Annotated in this window: 24 protein-coding genes, 2 tRNA genes and 7 pseudogenes; 25 read left to right on the top strand and 8 right to left on the bottom strand. The window is 65.9% G+C overall.

Annotation, left to right across the window (positions count from 1 at the left end):
- Nucleotide 1 precedes the first annotated feature (1 nt).
- The 3 genes and pseudogenes from K0H76_RS17115 to dapD all read right to left on the bottom strand — a co-directional run bounded on the left by K0H76_RS17115 (nt 2) and on the right by dapD (nt 1,796).
- Nucleotides 2-517 (bottom strand): hypothetical protein, encoded by a 516-nt coding sequence (locus K0H76_RS17115; RefSeq protein WP_258933776.1) that lies wholly within the window; start codon nt 515-517, stop codon nt 2-4.
- 126 nt (nt 518-643) lie between these two features.
- Complete coding sequence (locus tag K0H76_RS17110) at nt 644-853, bottom strand: hypothetical protein (protein ID WP_258933775.1); 210 nt, start codon at nt 851-853, stop codon at nt 644-646.
- Nucleotides 853-1,796: pseudogene (dapD, locus tag K0H76_RS17105) on the bottom strand (2,3,4,5-tetrahydropyridine-2,6-dicarboxylate N-succinyltransferase). The gene K0H76_RS17110 and the pseudogene dapD overlap by 1 nt, the downstream one beginning before the upstream one ends.
- A 216-nt stretch (nt 1,797-2,012) precedes the next feature.
- Between dapD and K0H76_RS17100 the strand changes: the two are divergent.
- The 6 genes and pseudogenes from K0H76_RS17100 to K0H76_RS17075 all read left to right on the top strand — a co-directional run bounded on the left by K0H76_RS17100 (nt 2,013) and on the right by K0H76_RS17075 (nt 5,987).
- A pseudogene (locus tag K0H76_RS17100) lies at nt 2,013-3,055 on the top strand (TAXI family TRAP transporter solute-binding subunit).
- Between the two features lie 176 nt (nt 3,056-3,231).
- The gene (locus tag K0H76_RS17095) at nt 3,232-3,420 is read left to right on the top strand and encodes a hypothetical protein (RefSeq protein WP_258933774.1); all 189 of its coding nucleotides are present in this window, start codon (nt 3,232-3,234) and stop codon (nt 3,418-3,420) included.
- Nucleotides 3,421-3,804: 384 nt separating this feature from the next.
- On the top strand, nt 3,805-4,299 hold the full coding sequence (locus tag K0H76_RS17090) for a TRAP transporter large permease subunit (protein WP_258935461.1): 495 nt from the start codon (nt 3,805-3,807) through the stop codon (nt 4,297-4,299).
- Nucleotides 4,278-4,976 carry a TRAP transporter large permease subunit gene (locus tag K0H76_RS17085; protein ID WP_258933773.1) on the top strand — a complete coding sequence of 233 codons (699 nt, stop codon included), beginning with the start codon at nt 4,278-4,280 and terminating at the stop codon, nt 4,974-4,976. The genes K0H76_RS17090 and K0H76_RS17085 overlap by 22 nt, the downstream gene beginning before the upstream one ends.
- 19 nt (nt 4,977-4,995) lie before the next feature.
- Nucleotides 4,996-5,250 carry a hypothetical protein gene (locus tag K0H76_RS17080; RefSeq protein ID WP_258933772.1) on the top strand — a complete coding sequence of 85 codons (255 nt, stop codon included), beginning with the start codon at nt 4,996-4,998 and terminating at the stop codon, nt 5,248-5,250.
- A 26-nt stretch (nt 5,251-5,276) separates the two neighbouring features.
- Nucleotides 5,277-5,987 (top strand): SDR family oxidoreductase, encoded by a 711-nt coding sequence (locus K0H76_RS17075; RefSeq protein ID WP_258933771.1) that lies wholly within the window; start codon nt 5,277-5,279, stop codon nt 5,985-5,987.
- A gap of 13 nt (nt 5,988-6,000) precedes the next feature.
- Here the strand turns inward: K0H76_RS17075 and K0H76_RS17070 are convergent.
- Nucleotides 6,001-6,365: pseudogene (locus K0H76_RS17070) on the bottom strand (TIGR00730 family Rossman fold protein).
- 304 nt (nt 6,366-6,669) lie between these two features.
- Between K0H76_RS17070 and K0H76_RS17065 the strand changes: the two are divergent.
- Together K0H76_RS17065 and purU are read left to right on the top strand one after the other, a co-directional pair.
- Nucleotides 6,670-6,735: transfer RNA gene (locus K0H76_RS17065), tRNA-Asn, on the top strand.
- A gap of 116 nt (nt 6,736-6,851) precedes the next feature.
- Nucleotides 6,852-7,712: pseudogene (gene purU / locus K0H76_RS17060) on the top strand (formyltetrahydrofolate deformylase).
- A gap of 52 nt (nt 7,713-7,764) precedes the next feature.
- On the opposite strand, the gene K0H76_RS17055 reads toward purU, so the two are convergent.
- Both K0H76_RS17055 and K0H76_RS17050 read right to left on the bottom strand, forming a co-directional pair.
- Entirely contained in the window at nt 7,765-7,896 is a 132-nt protein-coding gene (locus K0H76_RS17055) for a hypothetical protein (protein WP_258933770.1), read from the bottom strand.
- 7 nt (nt 7,897-7,903) lie between these two features.
- Nucleotides 7,904-8,227 (bottom strand): Hsp20/alpha crystallin family protein, encoded by a 324-nt coding sequence (locus tag K0H76_RS17050; RefSeq protein ID WP_258933769.1) that lies wholly within the window; start codon nt 8,225-8,227, stop codon nt 7,904-7,906.
- Nucleotides 8,228-8,288: 61 nt separating this feature from the next.
- Between K0H76_RS17050 and K0H76_RS17045 the strand changes: the two are divergent.
- A pseudogene (locus K0H76_RS17045) lies at nt 8,289-9,118 on the top strand (siderophore-interacting protein).
- A 42-nt stretch (nt 9,119-9,160) separates the two neighbouring features.
- On the opposite strand, the gene K0H76_RS17040 reads toward K0H76_RS17045, so the two are convergent.
- Nucleotides 9,161-9,610, bottom strand: a complete 450-nt coding sequence (locus K0H76_RS17040; protein WP_258933768.1) for a hypothetical protein — start codon at nt 9,608-9,610, stop codon at nt 9,161-9,163.
- A gap of 419 nt (nt 9,611-10,029) precedes the next feature.
- On the opposite strand from K0H76_RS17040, the gene K0H76_RS17035 reads away from it, so the two are divergent.
- The 7 genes and pseudogenes from K0H76_RS17035 to K0H76_RS17005 all read left to right on the top strand — a co-directional run bounded on the left by K0H76_RS17035 (nt 10,030) and on the right by K0H76_RS17005 (nt 14,094).
- Nucleotides 10,030-10,296: a YeeE/YedE family protein gene (locus K0H76_RS17035; protein ID WP_258933767.1), complete on the top strand. Its 267-nt coding sequence runs from the start codon at nt 10,030-10,032 to the stop codon at nt 10,294-10,296.
- The gene (locus K0H76_RS17030) at nt 10,260-10,646 is read left to right on the top strand and encodes a YeeE/YedE family protein (protein ID WP_258933766.1); all 387 of its coding nucleotides are present in this window, start codon (nt 10,260-10,262) and stop codon (nt 10,644-10,646) included. The genes K0H76_RS17035 and K0H76_RS17030 overlap by 37 nt, the downstream gene beginning before the upstream one ends.
- Nucleotides 10,630-11,151, top strand: a complete 522-nt coding sequence (locus K0H76_RS17025) for a YeeE/YedE thiosulfate transporter family protein (RefSeq protein WP_258933765.1) — start codon at nt 10,630-10,632, stop codon at nt 11,149-11,151. The genes K0H76_RS17030 and K0H76_RS17025 overlap by 17 nt, the downstream gene beginning before the upstream one ends.
- Nucleotides 11,152-11,192: 41 nt before the next feature.
- Nucleotides 11,193-12,038, top strand: a complete 846-nt coding sequence (locus tag K0H76_RS17020) for a phage holin family protein (protein WP_258933764.1) — start codon at nt 11,193-11,195, stop codon at nt 12,036-12,038.
- Nucleotides 12,039-12,080: 42 nt separating this feature from the next.
- Nucleotides 12,081-12,350, top strand: a complete 270-nt coding sequence (locus K0H76_RS17015; protein ID WP_258933763.1) for a CDP-alcohol phosphatidyltransferase family protein — start codon at nt 12,081-12,083, stop codon at nt 12,348-12,350.
- Nucleotides 12,347-12,475, top strand: coding sequence for a hypothetical protein (locus K0H76_RS17010; RefSeq protein ID WP_258933762.1), 129 nt, complete (start codon nt 12,347-12,349; stop codon nt 12,473-12,475). Before K0H76_RS17015 ends, K0H76_RS17010 begins: the two co-directional genes overlap by 4 nt.
- A gap of 389 nt (nt 12,476-12,864) precedes the next feature.
- Nucleotides 12,865-14,094, top strand: a pseudogene (locus K0H76_RS17005) (glycosyltransferase).
- A 40-nt stretch (nt 14,095-14,134) separates the two neighbouring features.
- Here K0H76_RS17005 and K0H76_RS17000 read toward each other — a convergent pair.
- Nucleotides 14,135-15,223 (bottom strand): annotated as a pseudogene (locus K0H76_RS17000) (glycosyltransferase family 4 protein).
- Between the two features lie 141 nt (nt 15,224-15,364).
- Here K0H76_RS17000 and K0H76_RS16995 point away from each other — a divergent pair.
- The 9 genes from K0H76_RS16995 (at nt 15,365) to K0H76_RS16955 (ending at nt 19,236) form a co-directional block, all read left to right on the top strand.
- Nucleotides 15,365-15,547: a hypothetical protein gene (locus K0H76_RS16995; protein ID WP_258933761.1), complete on the top strand. Its 183-nt coding sequence runs from the start codon at nt 15,365-15,367 to the stop codon at nt 15,545-15,547.
- The gene (locus K0H76_RS16990) at nt 15,547-15,678 is read left to right on the top strand and encodes a hypothetical protein (protein WP_258933760.1); all 132 of its coding nucleotides are present in this window, start codon (nt 15,547-15,549) and stop codon (nt 15,676-15,678) included. The genes K0H76_RS16995 and K0H76_RS16990 overlap by 1 nt, the downstream gene beginning before the upstream one ends.
- A gap of 7 nt (nt 15,679-15,685) precedes the next feature.
- Nucleotides 15,686-16,027 carry a hypothetical protein gene (locus K0H76_RS16985; protein WP_258933759.1) on the top strand — a complete coding sequence of 114 codons (342 nt, stop codon included), beginning with the start codon at nt 15,686-15,688 and terminating at the stop codon, nt 16,025-16,027.
- Nucleotides 16,028-16,044: 17 nt separating this feature from the next.
- Complete coding sequence (locus K0H76_RS16980) at nt 16,045-16,260, top strand: hypothetical protein (RefSeq protein ID WP_258933758.1); 216 nt, start codon at nt 16,045-16,047, stop codon at nt 16,258-16,260.
- 51 nt (nt 16,261-16,311) lie between these two features.
- Nucleotides 16,312-16,683: a 6-carboxytetrahydropterin synthase gene (locus tag K0H76_RS16975; protein ID WP_258933757.1), complete on the top strand. Its 372-nt coding sequence runs from the start codon at nt 16,312-16,314 to the stop codon at nt 16,681-16,683.
- 68 nt (nt 16,684-16,751) lie between these two features.
- A tRNA-Ile gene (locus K0H76_RS16970) sits at nt 16,752-16,825 on the top strand.
- A 476-nt stretch (nt 16,826-17,301) separates the two neighbouring features.
- Nucleotides 17,302-17,757 carry a hypothetical protein gene (locus K0H76_RS16965; RefSeq protein WP_258933756.1) on the top strand — a complete coding sequence of 152 codons (456 nt, stop codon included), beginning with the start codon at nt 17,302-17,304 and terminating at the stop codon, nt 17,755-17,757.
- Entirely contained in the window at nt 17,708-19,066 is a 1,359-nt protein-coding gene (locus K0H76_RS16960) for an MFS transporter (RefSeq protein ID WP_258933755.1), read from the top strand. Before K0H76_RS16965 ends, K0H76_RS16960 begins: the two co-directional genes overlap by 50 nt.
- A complete protein-coding gene (locus tag K0H76_RS16955) occupies nt 19,054-19,236 on the top strand; it encodes a hypothetical protein (RefSeq protein WP_258933754.1) in 183 nt (60 codons plus the stop codon). Before K0H76_RS16960 ends, K0H76_RS16955 begins: the two co-directional genes overlap by 13 nt.
- The last annotated feature ends 29 nt before the right edge of the window (nt 19,237-19,265 follow it).

Here is a 19,265-nt window from a genome sequence, read left to right as displayed (position 1 = left end):
GTCACAGTGCCGCTCTCGGAGGATCCCTCCAGGTCGACGATGCCCTCCGGAATCGGCTCGGGATCGAAGTCCTCCGCCTCCTCCTCGTCCTCGTCGCCCTCGTACTCGGTGCTTGGGATCTCCAGGGCCGCAGGAAGGAGAGCCGTGAGCTCCTCGGCGACTCCCTCAGGGTCAGGGAGGGGATCTCATCCTCCAGCTGGGAGAGGGTGCAGGTCAGGGTCGCTTCCGACTGCCCGGCCAGAGGTGAGAGGAACGTCTCAGCTCGGGACCTGTGCTCAGGGTAGAACTGAGGGTTGTGCGGCCTGAGCAGCGCCTCAGAGGCTTCGTCGAGAGGCATATCGCGCTCCCAGACGACCTCCTCCTCGTTGTCGCTGTCTTCGTCCTCCGCAGCTGCGGCGCGCTCCTCCAGCAGATCGTAGAAGCCCGCTGAGTCGATAGGCGTGCCCTCGGCCGATCCCTCGCAAGCCCAGCTGCCCTCCTCGGGCGAACAGCACGCGCTCGCCCAGTTCGCCCTCATCCTCCCGCAGCTCGAGATCCGTCTCCTGCAGCGAGATGGCGATGGCGTGGAGGGCTGCCTCCGGAGGCAGGCCTCGTTCTGCCGCTGAGGCGCTGAGGAAGGCCGCACTGTAGGCCTGGGCGGGACTCAGGCGCTGAGTCTCCCCGCGACCACTGCTTCACAGTGCTCGTCCAGGAGGTACTCGTTCTCATCGATGTAGCGCCAGGCGCCGTAGGCCGTTCCCGCGATAAGGGCGCCTGTCAGCGCCAGCGCGGCCAGCGCCCGGCGGCGCCGTCGTCGCCGGGCCATGGAGCGGGTCGCCGCCGCGTCACGAGGCGGCCGGGAGCGCGGTGCCATCAGTTCTTGTGCAGCGCTTCGTTGAGCTCCACCTTCTGGCCCTGCCGCGGCGAAGCCTCCACTGTGCCGGTGGTGGAGTTGCGCACGAAGAGCAGCCCCGGCACACCGGAGAGCTGTGAGGCCTTGACCACGTCGGTGACGCTGCGGCCCTGGTCAGGACAGAGACTTTGGTGCCTGCGGTGACGTAGAGCCCGGCCTCGACGACGCAGTCGTCGCCCAGGCTGATGCCCACACCGGAGTTCGCTCCCAAGAGGACCCGCTCACCGAGAGTGATCTTTTCCTTCCCTCCGCCGGAGAGGGTGCCCATGATGCTGGCACCGCCGCCCACATCGGTGCCGTCCCCGATGATGACGCCTGCGCTGATCCGTCCCTCCACCATGGAGGCGCCGAGGGTCCCGGCGTTGAAGTTCACGAAGCCCTCATGCATGACCGTGGTGCCTTCGGCCAAGTGCGCGCCGAGCCGGACTCGATCGGCGTCGGCGATGCGAACGCCGGTGGGAGTCACGTAGTCCACCAGCCGGGGAACTTGTCGATCGAGTGCACGGTGACGTGTCCGCGCGCCCGCAGCTTCAGACGAGTGCTCTCAAACCCTTCCACCGCGCACGGCCCAAAGTTGGTCCACACCACGTTCGTCAGGTAGCCGAAGATGCCGTCGAGGTTGATGCTGTTGGGGCGGGCGCGCCGGGTGGAGATCAGGTGCAGCCGCAGCCACACATCCTCGGTGGAGGAGGCGGGGAGTCGAGGTCGGCCTCCACGGAAACGGCCTGCGTTCGCACGCCTCGCGCAGGGTCGGTGCTCTCCGCGTCCTGCAGGGATGCGAGCAGCGCCTCATCGGTGTTCTCAGCCAGCGTCGTCAGCGAGGGCTCGGGAACCACGTGTCGAGAACGGTCCCCTCGTCGGTGACGGTGGCCAGGCCATGTCCGGAAGCAATGCGTGAAGTCATGCCGCCCATCCTATCCAGGGGTGGAGCAGCTCCTGTGTAACGGTTGTGTTTCGGATCACTCCCCAGCTGGTCGCGGACGGGTCTGGTCGCATAGCCTGTGTGAACCCTAGTCTCGGCTGATGTTCAGCTGGGAGCGCACCATCACTTGCAGGAGGAACCCGTATGAGCGTCCGTCGAATGACTCGACTCACCGCCGGAATGACCGCCATCGCCGCCATGACTGCCCTGGCAGCCTGCGGCAACGGCGATGACGCCGAAGACAACGGAGACAACGGAGACGGCGAGGTTGAGACGGGCGACGAGGGCGACTTCATCGACGACCTCGAGTTCGCCACCGGCGGCACCGGCGGCGCGTACTACCCGCTCGGCGGCGACCTCTCCACCATCTTCGAGAACGAGACCGACGCCACGGTGAACTACGTGGAGTCCGGCGGCTCGGTGGACAACCTGGGCCGCATCCTGCAGGAGACTGCTCAGCTGGGGCTCTCGCAGAACGACACCGCCGCCAGCGCCGTCAACGGCGAGCTGGACATCAGCGATGATGACGAGGACGAGGAGCTCATCGCCGTCGACAACTTCGGGTGGATCGCCAACCTCTACCCCGAGGCCATGCACATTGTGGTTCGCGACGACGCCGGAATCGACTCCATCGAGGACCTCGACGGTGCCACCATCGCTGTGGGTGATGTCGGATCGGGAACGCGTGCCATCTCCGACGCGATCCTCGATCACTATGAGATCGACTACACCGCTGAGGAGACTGAGTTCGGCGACTCCACTGAGATGCTGGCCGACGGTCAGATCGACGCCTCCATGTTCGTGGTCGGCGTGCCCGTCGGCTCCCTCACCGAGCTGGCGCAGTCGACCGACACCAGCCTGCTCTCCCTGCCCGACGAGGAGGCCGAGGAGATCGCCGAAGGCGGCCTGTACAGGCCTACACCATCGACTCCGACGCGTACGACTTCCTTGAGGAAGACGTCACAACCCTCTCCGTCTTCGCGGCGCTGGTGGCCTCCACCACGCAGGTCAGTGAGGATCTCGCCTACGACATCACGGCCGCACTGTTCGACAACGTCGACGACGTGTCCGTGGCCCAGGGTGAGAGCATCGACATCGACGAGGCGCTTCTCGGCATCGGTGACATCCCGCTGCACCCCGGCGCTGAGCGCTACTTCGACGAGCAGGGCATCGAGATGGAAAACGGCGACGATTCCGCTGGGGACGCCGATGAGGACGCTGAAGCTGACGAGGATGAGTGAGTCGAGGCTCCCCAACTCTGACTGAGCGGCACCGCTGTGAATAGAACCGCGGCAGAGCAGCCCCGGGCCGGAGCGTTCCCTGAGGACGTCAAGCCCGGGGCTGCTGCTGAGGAGAGCGCCGAAGACATCCTGCGCGAGCATGACATTTCCAGCCGGTTCCGTACGGAGCTCGGCTGGTGGGGGTGGCTCGTCAGGGAATCGCGGTGGTCTTCACCGCGTACCACCTCTTCTCGGCGTTCTACCGCCCGTACAACACATGGATGCATGGGTCCCTGCATGTGGCAGGGGCCCTTGCTCTGATCTTCCTGCTCTACCCAGCCTCTAAGCGGCTTCTGCACACCCGGAGAGCAGCAGCCCAGCGCTGAGCCTGGTTGTGGGGCGCCACCGCGGGGTGCCCTGGTACGACATCATCCTGGCGGGCGCCTCGGTCTACTGCAGCACCTACATCTTCTTCAACTATGACCACCTGGTCTCCAACCGAGTTCAGCTGGTCGGCTTCGAGGACCAGGACATCATGGTGGCGCTGATCGGCGTTGCCCTGGTCCTCGAAGCCACACGCCGCTGCGTCGGTCTGCCGATCGTGATCATCGCGGGCCTGGCTCTGGTCTACGCCGTCTACGGGGATAACCTGCCGATGTTCGCGCATCGAGGTCAGGACTGGACAGAGGTGGGAACCAATCTCTTCCTCAGCTCCGGCCAGGATCTTCGGCACTCCGATCCAAGTCTCAGCGAACTTCATCTTCCTGTTCCTGTTCTTCGCCGTGGTGCTGATGCGCACCAACATCGGACAGTTCTTCAACGACCTGGCCTTCCGCGCGGTAAGCAAATACTCAGGCGGCCCGGCCAAGGCTGCGGTGGGCGCCTCGGGGCTGCAGGGCATGATCTCTGGGTCATCCGTGGCGAACACGGTCGCCTCGGGCTCCTTCACGATCCCCATCATGAAGAAAGTAGGCTTCAAGCCGCATGTGGCGGCCGCGACGGAAGCCACCGCGTCCACCGGCGGTCAGCTGATGCCGCCGATCATGGGAGCCGCAGCCTTCATCATGGCTCAGAACGTGGCCGAGGTGGAGTACAACAGGCTGATCGTCATCGCCATCATTCCCGCAGGTCTGTACTTCCTCGGCGCCCTGCTCTCCATCCACTTCGAGGCCAAGCGCAACGGGCTCAAGGTATGGATCCCTCTGAGCTTCCGGCCTGGCGATCCCTGCTGCTCCGAATGGATATGCTGCTGCCGCTGGTGGTGATCATCGCAACCCTGCTCTCAGGCATGAGCGCCATGCGTGCCGCGCTCTTCGGCATCGGCACAGCGCTGGCGATCGGCCTGATCCGGGCCACATTCCAGAACTTCATCCCGGTGATCGCGCAGGCATCTCAGGAGGGCCGGAGCCCCGTCGTGGAGACGGGCAAGCTGCTCCTGGCTCTGCTTCACGCAGTGATCGAGATGTTCATCGCCGGCGCCCGGACGGCCCTGCCGGTCATCGCAGCATGTGCTACGGTAAGCATTGTGGCCGGAACCGTGACGTCGACAGGGTTGGGCAGCCAGCTCGGATCGGGGCTGATTCAGATCGCAGGCGGGAACTTCCTGCTCGTGCTGTTCTTCGTGATGATCGCCTGCATCGTGCTGGGCATGGGCCTTCCGACCACAGCGAACTACGTGGTGACCGCCACGGTGGCCGCACCCATCCTGTACTCGAACTTCGATGTGCCGATGATCGCTGCGCACATGTTCGTCTTCTTCTTCGGAATTCTGGCTGACATCACGCCGCCCGTCTGTCTGGCCGCCTACGTAAGCGCGGGCATCGCTCACGCGAATCCGATGGCCCGTAAGCGTGACGGCGCTGAAGATCGCATTTGCGGGGTTCATCATCCCGTATGCCTTCATTCTTCAGTAAGCGCTGCTTCTCCAGGGAACGTGGGATGAGACGCTGAGGTACCTGGCCATGACGATCCTCAGGCTCGTCGGTCTCGCGTCAGGCCTGGGCGGGTACCTCCTGATGCGTGCTGTGGTGATCGAGCGTGTGCTGCTGATGGTCGGCGGCGTCCTGCTCGTGTATCCGGACATGCTGATCTCCGTCGCCGGCATGGTCGTCTTCGGGGTGGCAGTCGCCTCGCAGGCGGTCCGTCGTCGTCGGGGCGGCGGGTCGGGCGAAGCCGACGAGGAGTCTCCCGCACGTGCCGCTGCCGCTCCCGCATGACCCGACCGGTCGTCTAGGGTGGGCCTATGGCTGACAAGGTTGCTCTCATCACCGGCGGAACACGCGGCATCGGCCGTGCCATCGCGGCGGATCTGGGCCGTGATCACCGCATCATCGTCGGAGGCTCCGATGCCGAGCGGGTGCGGAGCGCCGCGGAGGAGCTGACCCGGGCAGGGTTCGATGCCTCCGGCTGGACGGCGGATCTGAGCGACGTCGGTTCGATCGCGGATGCGTTCGCGCAGCTGAATCTGACTCGCCTGGATGTCCTGGTCCACAGCGCCGGTGTGGCCTGGCTGCAGCCGGTGGCCGAAGCATCGGCAGAGGAGTGGCAGCGCATGTTCAGCGTGAACCTGTTTGCCGTGGCGGAGCTCACGCGCGCAGCTCTGCCGCTGCTGAGGGCCTCACACGGTCAGGTGGTGTCGATCAATTCGGGCTCAGGCTTTGTGGCTCGGGTCAACAGTGCGATGTACTCCGGCAGCAAGTTCGCCCTGCGGGCCTTCACCGATTCGCTGCGGGAGGAGGAGCGCGGCCAGGTGCGGGTCACCTCCATCCACCCCGGCCGGGTGGACACGGACATGCAGGCGGCTCTGCAGCAGCAGTCGGGCAGCACCGACTACGACGGCAGCATCTATGTCTCGCCGCAGTCGATCGCTGAGACAGTCCGCACCGCGGTGGACCTCGATCCGGCGTCGACGGTTGAGGAGCTGGTCATCCGCCCCGTCGCCCAGAAGCGCTGAGGCTCAGGCCTGCTCACTCATGAGCGCGGCTCATAGTCGCTGAGGTCCACGCCCGCAGCGTGGAGATGAGCTCGTCTGGGGTGTCGGCGACGACGAGGGCGTCGCGCCGCCATTCGGCGATGAAGCCCTCGGCAACCTGGTGGTCGATCATCTCCACCAGCGGGTCCCAGAACCTCTTGGTGCCGTAGAGGGCCACAGGTTTGGTGTGCAGCCCCAGGTACTGCCAGGTCAGGCTTCGAAGAGCTCCTCCAGGGTTCCCATCCCGCCGGGAAGGGTGACGAACGCGTCTCCGAGCTCCGCCATGCGGGCCTTGCGGGCGTGCATGTCCTCGACGATCTCCAGCTCGGTGAGCCCTCGGTGTGCGACCTCTCGGCTCACCAGCACCTCCGGGATCACACCGGTGACACGTCCATGCGGCCTCCAGGGTCGAATCGGCGATCTGGCCCATCAGTCCCACCTTGCCCCCGCCGTAGACGACCTCGACGTCGGCCTCGGCCAGCGCCGCGCCCAGCCGACGGGTCTCGCGCTGGTAGGCCAGATCGGCTCCGGAGGCGCTGCCGGTGAATACGGTGAGACGGTTCAGTTCAGCCACGCCTCTCATCCTATGAGGGGACTTCGCGATGGATCGATCGATTTCGCGCCGATGCGTCGTTCCTGCTAAGATTTCTAAGTCCCATTCCTCCATAGCTCAACGGCAGAGCACTCGACTGTTAATCGAGGCGGTTGCTGGTTCGAATCCAGCTGGGGAGCGAGTTCTCTAGGAGGCCTCCGTCGTGATCGGCGGGGGCCTCTTGTCGTCTGGTGGGGAATCGTCGGCTCACTGCAGGGGCGTAAGCCCAGGCCCGAATACTAGGATGGAGCGCTGTGACAGACTCCGCCGACATCGCACGCCTCATCATCTCCTGCCCGGACCAGCCCGGCATCGTCGCCGCGGTCTCGCAGACCATCGCCGATCTGGGCGGGAACATCATCACCTTGGACCAGTACTCAACTGACCCCGAGGGGACGCTTCTTCCAGCGGACAGTCTTCCGTCTCCCCGGCCTCGCTGCGGTGCGCCCGCAGCTGGAGCAGGCGATCCAGGAGCGGCTTGCGAACCGGTTCGGCATGGAGTGGTCGCTCCACGACACTGCGCGCCGCAAGCGAGTGGCGATCTTCGCCTCCAAGACCGACCACTGCCTTCTTGACCTGCTGTGGAGGCATCGGCGGGGTGAGCTGCCCATGGACATCGCCATGGTCGTCTCCAATCACCCGGATCTCGCCGAGGACGTGCGCACCTTCGGGATCCCGTTCTTCCACGTGCCCGCCACTCCGGCGTCAAGGCCGAGGCGGAGTCGAAGCACCTGGAGCTGCTCGGAGGAAACGTGGACCTCGTGGTTCTGGCCCGCTATATGCAGATTCTGTCCCCGGAGTTCTTGGATGCGGTGGGCGCGCCCGTCATCAACATTCACCACAGCTTCCTGCAAGCCTTCATCGGCGCGGGCCCGTATCAGAAGGCGAAGGACCGCGGCGTGAAGCTCATCGGCGCCACGGCCCACTACGTCACCGAAGACCTCGACGAGGGTCCCATCATCGAGCAGGACGTCATTCGCGTCTCCCACGCGGACGACGTAGCCCAGCTGACCCGGTACGGCGCCGATGTCGAGCGTGCAGTGCTCTCCCGTGCGGTGAAGTGGCACTGCCAGGACAGGGTCCTGCGCCACGGGAGGACCACCGTCGTGTTCTGATGAGCTGACGGGCCGCCCCGTGAGGAGCGGCCCGTCAGTCGGGAAGGACCTGTCAGGCGTCGATCCGCGTGTGGTCCTTCTCCTGGTTCCGCTCGACGCCGTCGGCGCCTGAGCCGCCGGTGCTGATCCGGATCCTGCGGGGCCTGTCCTCGGCGTAGACGCCCGGCACCCGGACCGTCAGCACTCCGTTCTCATAAGTAAGCGCTGATGGAGTCCTGGTCGACGTCGGACGGAAGGCTCACCGTGCGTGAGAAGGTGCCGTAGCGAATCTCGCGCAGACCGTCCGCCTCATGGGCGGAGCGACGTTCCCCGGAGATCGTGAGGTTCCGGCCGGAGAGCTCGACGGTCACGTCGGACTCAGCGTCCATGCCCGGCAGGTCTGCGGCGAGGACGAGGTCGTCCTCCACGCGGCGGGCATCGAGGGCAGGGATGAACCCGGAGGTGCGCTGGACCTCCTGGCTCAGTGGGCCGCGTCGCGCGGACAGCATCTCCTCGAGCACCGAGAAGGGGTCCACGCGGGGGCCGCAGACAGGTTCGCCCCGTGCTGGTTCGAGCGATCGCGGTTAGGGTGACCTTATGTCGGACAAGCCGCGCAAGATTCGCCGCCAGACTCTGCTCCACGTGGTCAGCCGCGAGCAGCTCAGCCCTCATATGGTCCGCCTTGTCCTCGGCGGGCAGGATTTCCGCGCCATCGAGTTCAAAGAGGACACCGACCAATACATCAAGCTCCTCTTCGCCGACCCCTCGCTCGGCCTGGAGCCCCGTTCGACATGGAGGCCCTGCGGGACCGGCTGCCCAAGCATCAGATGCCGACGACGCGCACGTACACCATCCGCCACATCGACCGCGAGGCGGAGCAGATCTGGGTGGACTTCGTCACCCACGGCGACGAAGGCCTCGCGGGCCCATGGGCTGAGCGTGCTCAGCCGGGCGACCCGATCAGCTTCTTCGGCCCCGGATCCGGATATTCTCCGAGGCCGGACGCGGACTGGCATCTGCTCGTAAGCGATGAGGCCGCACTGCAAGCGATCGCACGATCCGTCGAGTCGATGTCGCTGGATGCCTCAGGCCTCGTACTGGTCGAAGTGCGAAGCGAGGAGGAGCGTCAGCAGATCGACGCGCCGGCCGGAGTCGAGGTGAGGTGGCTGTATCGTGGTGCTGACTTCACGCCGGAGACGACGGTCCTGGCCGATGAGATCCGTCGCACCGAGCTGCCGCCGGGAGACGTGCAGGCCTTCGTGCACGGCGAACGGGCCCAGATGAAGGAGATCCGTCGCCATCTGGTGAAGGAGCGGGGCCTCAGCCGCAAGGAGCTCTCGATCTCTGCCTACTGGGCCTATGGGCGCAAGGAGCAGGACTTCCAAGCCGAGAAGAAGACGCCCGCTGGCCAGATCGACGACGACTAGCCGCTGAGCGGAGTCCTCGCGCGGAGGGTGGGAAGCGCTGGGCTAACTCCCGGCGACGCCTGAACTTGTGCCCATGACCAGTGCCACCACCAGCATTCCCGCGAAGAGCAGGACGGTGACGGCTGCGCACGGCCCGGCCCACCTCTCATAGTAAGCCAGCTCATGATCTCTTCTGTCTCTCATGGTGCCTGACAGGAGAAGGAACAGGTCAATGATGGTCCAGGCGCCGGTGATCGACATCGCGGCGAGCGCTGGCCCTATCTGGTCCACTGCGAAGAGCATCAGTGCCAGGCCGAAGAGCATAGTCTTCACGGCAGCCGTGGCGAACAGCCCCAGGTACCAGCGCTGGGCACCGACCAAGCCGCCCACCACGGCCGCTGCCCACGCGATGACGAATCGCTTGCCGCTGATCGGGCGGTTCCGGTGAGCGAGCCGATCCTCTTCGGTGTAGGTGTTCGCGTACAGCTCGTCGAGGTCGTAGTCCGGGCCCACGGGCGCTCGCTTCCTGTCGCATCGCTGATCGGCTGAGTCGGCCTTCCGACTCCTGAAATCCATGGTACTCGGGGATGCGGCTCTCCCGTGAGGCGTAGGCATGTGAATGCGTATGACGGCGGCTCTCGACGCGGAGAGCGCAGTGCCCTACTGTTCTGTGGCCTGCCGCAGCGCTGCGCCGCGACCCCCTCCCTCACCGCTCGTTCCACGAAGGAGCTTCCTCCCCGCTATGCCGACCAACAGAACCCGGATCGACTCCTCGATCTTCCAACCGGCCCCACATGTGCGGCGCCTCCCGTCCCCGACCCCGCACAGTCGCCCCAGGCCCGCAGAATCTCAGTGTTCCTTCTGCTTGCTGCCTAAGCCTGCTGGCCTGGGTCTTCTTCTCCAACGCACTGCGCGAAGGCGCTGAGCGGGGCGTGTACTTCGCCGTGCTTCTGGTGCTGGGGCTCGGTCTCGGAATTGCGCTCTTCCACTCCCGCTTCGGCTTCACCTCTGCGTGGAGGCGGCTGGTGGCCGTGGGCAACGGCCAGGGCGTCCGCAACCATGCGCTGCTCCTGGGCACGACGGCGACGATCTTCATGCTGCTGTTCGTGACCGGCTGGTCGGCGTTCGGCAACGAGCCGACTCCTACAGCGGAACGATCGGAGTGGGACTGCTCATCGGCGCGTTCATCTTCGGCATAGGGATGCAGCTCGGCGGCGGATGCGCCTCCGGCACGCTTTTCGCGGTCGGCTCCGGCCAGTCCACCGTGGTGCCGACGCTGCTGGGGTTCATCAGCCTACTCGGTGATCTTCACGGCACCATGGTTCTTCCCCTGGTGCGGAATCTTCCGGGCATGGACCCCGTGCTGCTGTCCGACCATGTAGGCCATGTGGGCGGATGGGTCGTGACCATCGCAGCTCTGCTGGTGATCGTCGCTGTCTCGAAGGCGGTTCAGGCGCGCCGCAATCCGCCCCCGGCGGGGTTCCTCCGACGACGCGCGGCTGGGCCCGCGCCCTGCGCGGCTCGTGGCCCATGTGGGTCGGGGCTCTGACGCTGGCCGGTCTCGGGGTGCGGTGATGTGGGTGTCCGGCGGCATCTGGGGCATCACCAATGCCCTGGCGCTCTGGGGAGCCAAGTTCCTTCAGCTGTTCGGCATGCAGCCGGAGACGTGGGACTTCTGGCAGCAGGACGGATGGTCCGAGATGCTTGCGAATCCGGTGCTGTCCCACCAGAACTCACTGACGAACTTCGGCATCATGATCAGGGCTGCGATTGCCGCAGCTGTAAGCGGATCCTGGGTTCTGAACAAAAGCATCAGCTGGGGGCACGTAGGGGTTGCCTTCTTCGGCGGGATTCTTATGGGAATCGGCGCGCGCATGGCCGAGGGCTGCAACATCGGCGCCTACTTGGGCGGCATCGCTTCGGGGTCCGTCTCCGGGTGGCTGTGGGCGCTCGCAGCGCTGGTAAGCACCTGGGCCGGGCTGAAGGCGCGCTCGCTGGTGGGGCTGGCCAACCCCGCCCGACTGATTCGGTCTGCTGACAGCCGCGTGTGGTAGCTGCCGCCCTCCCCTGATGCCCAGGCTTCGGCGGGAGGGTGGTGATAGTTTGGGGCAGAAGATCAGCTCGCCCCTCACCGGATGGAGGCACCCACCGTGGCAGAGAACGTCGCGCCGCCGCGCAAGTCAAGACCTCGACGCTCGACGTCGCGAAGCTTCTGCTGCGCCTAGGGCCCAAGCAGATCAATGACGAGATCGGACTGGCCCTTGCGCAGATGAAGGCCAAAGGCGTCGCCGCCGGTGTGGCTGCTGCGCTGATGGTCATCGGGCTGGTCTTCGTCGCCTTCCTGGTGGTGGCGCTGATCGTCGCCGCGATCGCCGGACTGTCCCTCATCTTCCAGATGTGGGCCGCTGCGCTGATCGTCGGCGGAGCCTTCCTGCTGATCGCACTGATCTTCGTGCTGGTGGGACTTGCCAAGCTGAAGGCCGCGATGCCCCTGAAGCCTGAGGACGCCATCCGCGGATTCCGCCTCGATCTGGGGTGGCGCGTGAGGGCACCAGCTTCGACCCGGCGAGCCTGGACCGTGCGGATGAGCAGAAGCGCCAGGCCAAGGCTGAGGCGAAGCGCCAGGCCGCTGAGCAGCGGAAGACTCCCGGCACCGGTGAGCCCGAGAAGCCGAACTACACGGAGCTGCTGCGTCGCACCTCCCTGCGTCGTGACCACATCGCCGGGCTGCAGGATCAGTTCATGGCCCGTCTGCCCAAGGGCAAGCAGGCTGACGACGAGCTTGCCTCGAGCCCCGTGGAGCCCGACCCTCGCGCGGAGCCCGCTCGGCGCGATCCGATCAGGCCCGCGAATTTGTGGCCGGTCGGTGGAAGCCGCTCTCCGTGGCCGCGGGGCTACGGCCGCTGGTGCAGTGTTTCTGCGCGAACTGGTCAAGCGCTGACCGCCCGGAGCAGCCGCGTCGACTCCGAGTAGAATTGAATCCGTGAGACGCATCGGGGTGGGGGCCAGGAGCGGCTTCGAGAACACCGTGCATGAGACGTTCTGGACTGCGCCGAACATCATCACGTGTCTGCGCTTCCTCCTCGTCCCCGTCTTCGTCATATTCGTGCACAACGACGCGTTCATGGCGGCGTTCTGGACGCTGATCGTCCTGGGGATCACAGACTGGGTCGACGGCTTCCTCGCCAGGATCCTGGATCAGGTCAGCGTGATCGGTCTGTGGCTGGACCCCTGGCGGATCGGGTGGCGATGATCATCATCGCCGTCACGCTCGTGGTGTACGGGGTTGTTCCGTCGTGGGTCCTGTGGACCATCGTGATCTCAGACGCAGTCCTGCTCGTCGTCGGGCTCGCACTCTTCCGGGGTCGCCTCAGCTGAAGGTGTCGCCCCTGGGCAAGGTGCGCACCGCGTTCCTGATGCTGGCCTTCCCGCTCAGCCTCCTGGTGTAAGCTGAAGTGTTCGAGGGTCAGATCCTGCCCGTGGTCGCAGAGTCCGCACTCGTCGCAGCGTGCGTTCTGCATGGAATCACATGCCTCGACTACCTCTGGCAGCTGTGGGCCAAATTCTGGCGCCTGCGGCACCTCGGCATCAGCAGCTGGGACCGCAGCGCCTGGGCCCACCCGGAGACCGCACCGGTGCACATCGTGGACCCGGACCAGTACATCGACCCGGCCGACTTGGAGCCGGTGGACCCTTCCGGCTGCCGAGGAGGCCGGTGTCCGAACCCGACCAGACAGACCCGACCCCGCCACGGAGGGCCGCACCAAGTGAGCGACGCTTCGTCACCGTCCACCCGATCCCCGCTTCGAGTCCTCATCGTTGCTGATACGTACCCTCCCGATGTCAACGGTGCCGCAGTCTTCGGCCACCGCTTGGCCAAGCACATGACGGCGAGGGGCCACGAGGTCCACGTCGCGGCCGCGCGTCCGGGGCCCGGACCGGACATGGTGGAGCCGGCCCGAGGCGACCATCCACCGGTTCCGCTCCTTCAAGGCCCCGACGCACGAGTACTTTCGTCTGTGTCTGCCGTGGACGGTCGAACCGGGCATGGAGAGGCTGGTCGACGAGCTGCAGCCCGACGTCATCCACGTGCAGTGCCACTACATGATCGGCAAGGCCGCCATTCTGGCCGCACAGAGACGTCGCATCCGGCTCATCGCCACCAACCACTTCATGCCGGAGAACCTGGATCCTTTCCTCCCCTTCCCCCAATGGTTCAAGAACGTGGTCTCGCGCAACTCGTGGAAGGACATGAGCAGGCTCATGGGCCTCGCCAGCGTGGTCACCACGCCCACACCGCTTGCTGCGCAGACTATGCGCGAGAAGGTAGGCTTCGAGAACGTGCTTCCCCTGTCCAACAGGATAGACGTGGACTACTACGCCCTCCGCCCGGGAGAGGACAGGCCTGCACGCGACCATCCGACGGTGCTCTTCGTCGGGCGCCTTGCGGTGGAGAAGAACGTCGACATTCTCATCGACGCCCTGTCGCGAACGGATCCTCGCCTCGACATCCGCCTGGAGGTCGTCGGCGACGGTGAGCAGCGCGATCATCTGCGCGCGCAGGTGGAGGAGCTTGGCCTGGCCGACCGCGTCCAGATGCGCGGGCATGTCAGTGAGGAGGAGCTGCGGGAGGCGTACTTGGCGGCGGATGTGTTCTGCCAGCCCGGCACGGCGGAGCTGCAGTCGCTGGTGTCCCTGGAGGCGATGAGCGCAGGGAAGCCGGTGGTGCTGGCCGATGCGCTGGCGCTGCCTCATCTGGTCTCCGAGGATCAGAACGGCATGCTCTTCGCTCCCTACGACGCAGACGATCTCGCTCGGAAGCTCGATGCAGTGTTCAGCCGTCCGGCAGCTCAGCGACGCGCGATGGGGAGGCAAGCCGCGACAAGGCCAACCAGCACGCCATCGACAGGACCATGACGGCGTACGAAGGCCTGTACTGCGGCGCTGACTGGTGGGAGACAGGCCAGTTCTTCGAAGAGCCGCCGCGTCGTCGGTGAGCGTCCCGCACCGGGAGGCTGCCGCCAGGGGCTCTGAGACTCAGGCGTAGGCGCCTCGTACGGATTCTGCTGCAGCAAGAAGCCGTTCCGCGGAATCCGTCCACGAGTAGGCGCGCGACCGTTCGAAGGCGCTGCGGCTGGCAGCCTCGAAGACCGCAGGGTCCTCAGTAGGCGTACGGCGAAGGCAAGATCCTCAGGAGTCGCGGCGACCTGCGCCGCGGGGTGTCTGCTGCCTCACCGACGACTTCGCGGAAGATGGGCAGGTCGGAGACGATGACTGGTGTGCCGTGGCTCATCGCCTCGATGACCGGCAGCCCGTATCCCTCCGCCTGGGAGAGCGTCACGAGGGCCGCTGCGGAGCTCAGCAGCCTGCTGTAGTCCTCCTCGGAGATGCCGTTGTGGAAGAGCAGCTGGCTTGGGCGGTGCGCTGCTCCCATCAGCTCCTGGCGCCGTGCGGGGTCGATGGGGAGCAGAGATGGAGGCGGTGCTCGGGCAGCATATTCAGTCCGGCGATGACGGCTTCCACGTTCTTGTATGCCATGAACGAACCCATGTAGATGAGTTCCCGCTGCGGGGCGGCCTCAGGGTCCCGCGGCTGCGCCACAGGCTGGGGCGCGTTGGGCACCAGGTGCACCGGGCGCCGGGTCAGCCGGTGCTCCTCGATGAGCTGTGCGGTGGTGTCGGAGACGGTGGCGACGGCGTCGGCGCGGTTCAGCGTCCACCGCTGGGGCGCATAGCTCAGGTGGTAGAGGCGCCATCCGAGCCGGATGGGTGCAGGCAGGTTTCGAGGCGGTGCGCTGTGCTGGTAGTAGATGAGGTCGTGCAGCGTGAGGATCAGCGGGTAGGTGCGTCCGGCGCTGCCCATGGTCTGCATGGGGAGAAGACGACGTCGGGGGAGTGGGGGTTGATCTGCCGGGAACGAACGGCTCCAGGGGAGGTGGGCGAGCTGATCCGAAGGTGAGGCAGGTCAGGAGCATCTCCAGCTGTGCCGGGTCGCTGATCAGCATGGTGACGTCAGCTCTGCGGGAGAGCTGCGGGAGGCCAGCGCCTGGACCAGGGAGGCAGTGTAGCGGGAGATCCCGTCGTGCACCCGGGTGCGCACATACCGGCAGTCCACGAAGAGTCGCATGCCCGCCATCATGCCGCATTCAGGTTCCATACGGTCTGGGCTGGGAGGCTTCTGCCTGATGCGCAGCCTGCAGTATTGGACCACCGGCCCGGGGACCTCCGAGATCCGTGAGGCAGATGCGCCGACACCGGGTGAGGGCAGGTGCTGATCGAGACTCTGGTCTCCGGGATCTCACGAGGCACCGAGGGGCTGGTCGCTCGAGGACAGGTGCCCTCTGAGATCGCTCATCTCATGCGGGCGCCCAACCAGCTCGGGAGCTGCCCTTTCCGGTCTCCCACGGGTACCTCAATGTGGGCGTGGTCCTCGACGGGCCTGACCGCCTGATGGGGCAGAGAGTATTCACCCTCTCCGGGCATCGCCAGCACGTCCTCATGGCCGCCGAGGACTGCCACGTCGTCCCGCAGGAGATGCCGACCGAACGGGCTCTCCTGGCGGGAATCGCCGAGTGGCGCTGAACGCCGTGTGGGAGGCGCAGCTTACGCTGACGGACCGTGCGGCGGTCGTCGGGTAAGCCTGGTCGGCCTGTGCGCCGGACTGCTCGCCCAGCGGACGGGCGCCGAAGTGCTGATGGTGGAGCCCCACGAGGGCCGACGCCACCTGTGCCGCCAGCTGGGGCTGAATGCCGTCGCTCCGGAGGACGCGCCGGGCAACCACGACGTCGCGGTCCACACATCTGCCGCGGCCGCCGGTCTGGAGACTGCGCTTCGCATCGCGGGCGACGATGGGTCCGTCATTGAGCTCTCCTGGTACGGGACTCGCTCGCCCGAGGTTCCGCTGGGGCCGACTTCCATGCGCGCCGGCTGAGGATCGTCGGAGTGCAGGTGGGTGAAGTGGCAGCGCCGAAGCGCCTTCGCCGGACTCGTCGAGAGAGGCTGGGTGCGGCGCTGAGCCTGCTGGATGATGACCGGTTCGATCGCCTCATCACCGGGCACTCGGCTCTTCAGGACCTTCCGCAGCGTATGGGGCCGCTGCTCGATGAGTCTGAGACGATTCTTCATGTTGTTGACCACCCCAGATACAAACATTCGAACCGCTGAGGAGCCCCTGATGCCAGAGTCCAGCACCGCTGCCCCACCTTCTCCCTGCAGGTGGACGACCATGTGATGATCGCGCACTCGCTGCAGCATGAGTTCTTCGGCCCGGCCCAGCAGCTGCATGGGGCCACGCTGGCCATTCATGCCAGCTTCGAGCGGGAAGGGCTGGATGAGCACGGTGTGGTGATGGACATCGGCGAAGCGTCGCGGCTGCTGGGACAGGTGCTGGAGCCTCTGCGGTTTAAGAACCTGGATGAGCACCCGGACTTCGCGGAGAAGTTCTCCACCACCGAGGTCATCGTGCACTACGTCGCCCTGCAGCTGGCAGAGCTCCTCCCGGAGGGCCACGGGCTGAAGGCGCTGACGATCGAGGCCGAGGAGAACCCCACCGCGCGGGCCAGCGTGCGCCTGCCTCTCACCCCTTAGTCCCCAGCAGCAAGGACGGGGATCCCTCCACTCGGATAGGATAGGGCGGTCCCCTCTGCAGGGGGCACGGGGAGTTAGCTCAGTTGGTTAGAGCAGAGGACTCATAATCCTTTGGTCGCGGGTTCAAGTCCCGCACTCCCTACACGCTGCATCCCCGCCACGATGCGGAAGGGCCCCACTGGATGGTTCCGGTGGGGGCCCTTTTCGCCGTCTGACGGCAATTCTGACGGCCGTTGCTTATCCAGCCTGCCTGGCGGCGGCGTAAGGCATCCAGCTCCACCACTGTGTCCAGGGACGCTGAGGGGCCGTCTACGGATAGGAGCCGTTTCTTGCCGACACGTTGGTCCATCACGAAGCGGCCCCTCAAATTGTGCACTTGTGCAATTAGGTAACGAGTGCATAAAATGCACTCGTGCAAAATGACTTGAGTCAGCGTGAGCGGAATCAGCGCGACACTTGGAATGCCATTCACGAGGTCGCCTATGATCTGGCGCGCCGCGAAGGGCTGACCGCTGCCACAGCAGATGCCATCGCGGCCCGTGCGGCGTCTCCCGAAGGACCCTGTTCAACTACTTCCCCACCAAGGAGGATGCGATTCTCGGCTCCCGGCTCCCCACCGTGTCTGAAGAGACCGTCGAGACTTTCGTGAACTCCCAGGCCGACGATCTGACCCGCGTGGTCCGACTGCTGGTCGCCGTCCTGCGAACCTCGCTTCCGGAGGAGCAGTCTCTGCGGCGTCGCGAGATCCTCAAGCACCATCCCGGGCTGCGCAGTCGCATCGGTCAGCTGCTGACGGAGGTGGAGCAGGCCGTCGGGAGCGTGCTGCGTGAGCGTTCGGGGCCCGGCAGCGGGGACCACCTGGCTCCCACTGCCGGGGACAGCGGCACCCTGCAGACGCTGCTGATGCTCTCAGGCGCCATCACCAAGCATGCGTTCTCCCGTCACCACGAGGACGAGGCCCAGCCTCTGGAAACCTGCCTAGAGGACTCCATTGCGCTGTTCCGAAGGTGGTCGACGAGACGCGATGACATCTCCCACCGAACCCGCTGCCTCGACTCGGGAGAACGAGGGTGACGGCAGTCGGCTGAGACTCATCTTCTCCGCGCTGATCCTGACCATGCTGCTGGCCGCTTTGAGCCAGACGGTTCTCGCCACGGCGCTGCCGACCATCGTCGGCGACCTGCAGGGCGTGGAGCACATGGCCTGGGTGATGACGGCCTTCATCCTGGCCTCCACCATTACGATGCCCGTCTACGGCAAGCTCGGGGACATGTTCGGGCGCAAGCCCCTCTTTCTGGCCGCGATTCTGCTCTTCGTCCTTGGCTCCGCAGGGCGGCGCGGCCCAGGACATGAATCAGCTGATCGCGGCGCGAGTTGTTCAGGGATTGGGCGGCGGGGTCTCATGATCCTCTCCCAGGCCACGATCGCCGATGTCGTTCCCGCCCGCGAACGTGGGCGCTACATGGGCGTGATGGGCGGAGTCTTCGCCTTCTCCTCGGTGGCCGGGCCGCTGCTCGGCGGCTGGCTCACCGACGGGCCGGGCTGGCGATGGACGATGTGGATGAATGTGCCGCTCGGCCTGCTGTCACTGGTGGCCGTTGCGGTGCTGCTGAAGCTGCCCCCACCTCGACGCGGCAGTCCGGACGCATCGACTTCTGGGGATGGCGCTGCTGGGCACGGTCACGACCTGCATCGTGCTGCTGGCCACGTGGGGCGGAACCGAATATGCCTGGGATTCGCCCCTGATTCTCGGACTCGGGGCTGCGGCGCTGGTGACTGGTCTGCTCTTTGTGCTGGTGGAGCGAAGAGTGAGGAGCCGATTATGCCGCTGCTGCTCTTTCGCAGCCGGAACTTCGTCCTCACCATGATCGCCGGACTGATCACCGGTGCCGCCATGTTCAGAGCGTTGGCGTACATGCCCACATATCTGCAGATGGTCACCGGCTACAGCCCGGCGCAGGCGGGACTGCTGATGGTGCCGATGATGGGCATGCTGCTGGTGTCCTCGGTGCTGGTCGGCCGACGCGTCAGCGTCACCGGCCGATACAAGGCGGTCATGGTGGTCGGCAGCCTCATCACCGCGGGCGGACTGGTCCTGCTCTCAACGCTCGAGGCGGGCTCGCCCGTCATCCTGGAGTGCCTGTACCTGGGTGTCCTGGGACTGGGGCTGGGCTTCAATATGCAGCTGCTCACTCTCGTCGCCCAGGATTCCTTCGCGGCACGTCTGGTGGGCACCGCGACGGCCGGTCAGAACTACTTCCGGCAGGTCGGCGCGACGTTGGGCTCAGGCGTGATCGGGGCGCTGTTCGCAGCTCGCCTGTCGACCATGCTGGATGAGCGGCTGCCCGCCGGGGGCTCGACGGCACGCGTGTGGACTCGCTGACTCCGGAACTGGTGCGCCACCTGTCCGCTCCGGTGCACTCGATCGTGGTCGAGGCCTACAACGACGCCCTGGTGCCGCTGTTTCTGTGGGTGGCGCCGCTGGTCCTGGTGTCCGCTGTGCTGCTGCTGTTCATCCAGGAGAAGCCGCTGTCGACCACTCTCGAGCGCTGAGGCTGCCCCTGCGGTCCGCCTCAGCGGCT

Origin of the sequence: Nesterenkonia pannonica, assembly GCF_019575955.1 — a bacterium.
Classification (GTDB): domain Bacteria; phylum Actinomycetota; class Actinomycetes; order Actinomycetales; family Micrococcaceae; genus Nesterenkonia; species Nesterenkonia pannonica.
Note: the sequence above shows the minus strand (reverse complement) of the source record. Positions and strands in the feature narration are given on the sequence as shown.

Coding starts and splice junctions, on each gene's coding strand:
- K0H76_RS17115 (WP_258933776.1), bottom strand. CDS start 517: ATGAGGGCGAACTGGGCGAGCGCGTGCTGTTCGCCCGAGGAGGGCAGC.
- K0H76_RS17110 (WP_258933775.1), bottom strand. CDS start 853: ATGGCACCGCGCTCCCGGCCGCCTCGTGACGCGGCGGCGACCCGCTCC.
- K0H76_RS17085 (WP_258933773.1), top strand. CDS start 4,278: ATGCTGCTGCCGCTGGTGGTGATCATCGCAACCCTGCTCTCAGGCATG.
- K0H76_RS17080 (WP_258933772.1), top strand. CDS start 4,996: ATGACGATCCTCAGGCTCGTCGGTCTCGCGTCAGGCCTGGGCGGGTAC.
- K0H76_RS17075 (WP_258933771.1), top strand. CDS start 5,277: ATGGCTGACAAGGTTGCTCTCATCACCGGCGGAACACGCGGCATCGGC.
- K0H76_RS17010 (WP_258933762.1), top strand. CDS start 12,347: ATGATCATCATCGCCGTCACGCTCGTGGTGTACGGGGTTGTTCCGTCG.
- K0H76_RS16990 (WP_258933760.1), top strand. CDS start 15,547: ATGGGGCAGAGAGTATTCACCCTCTCCGGGCATCGCCAGCACGTCCTC.
- K0H76_RS16960 (WP_258933755.1), top strand. CDS start 17,708: ATGACATCTCCCACCGAACCCGCTGCCTCGACTCGGGAGAACGAGGGT.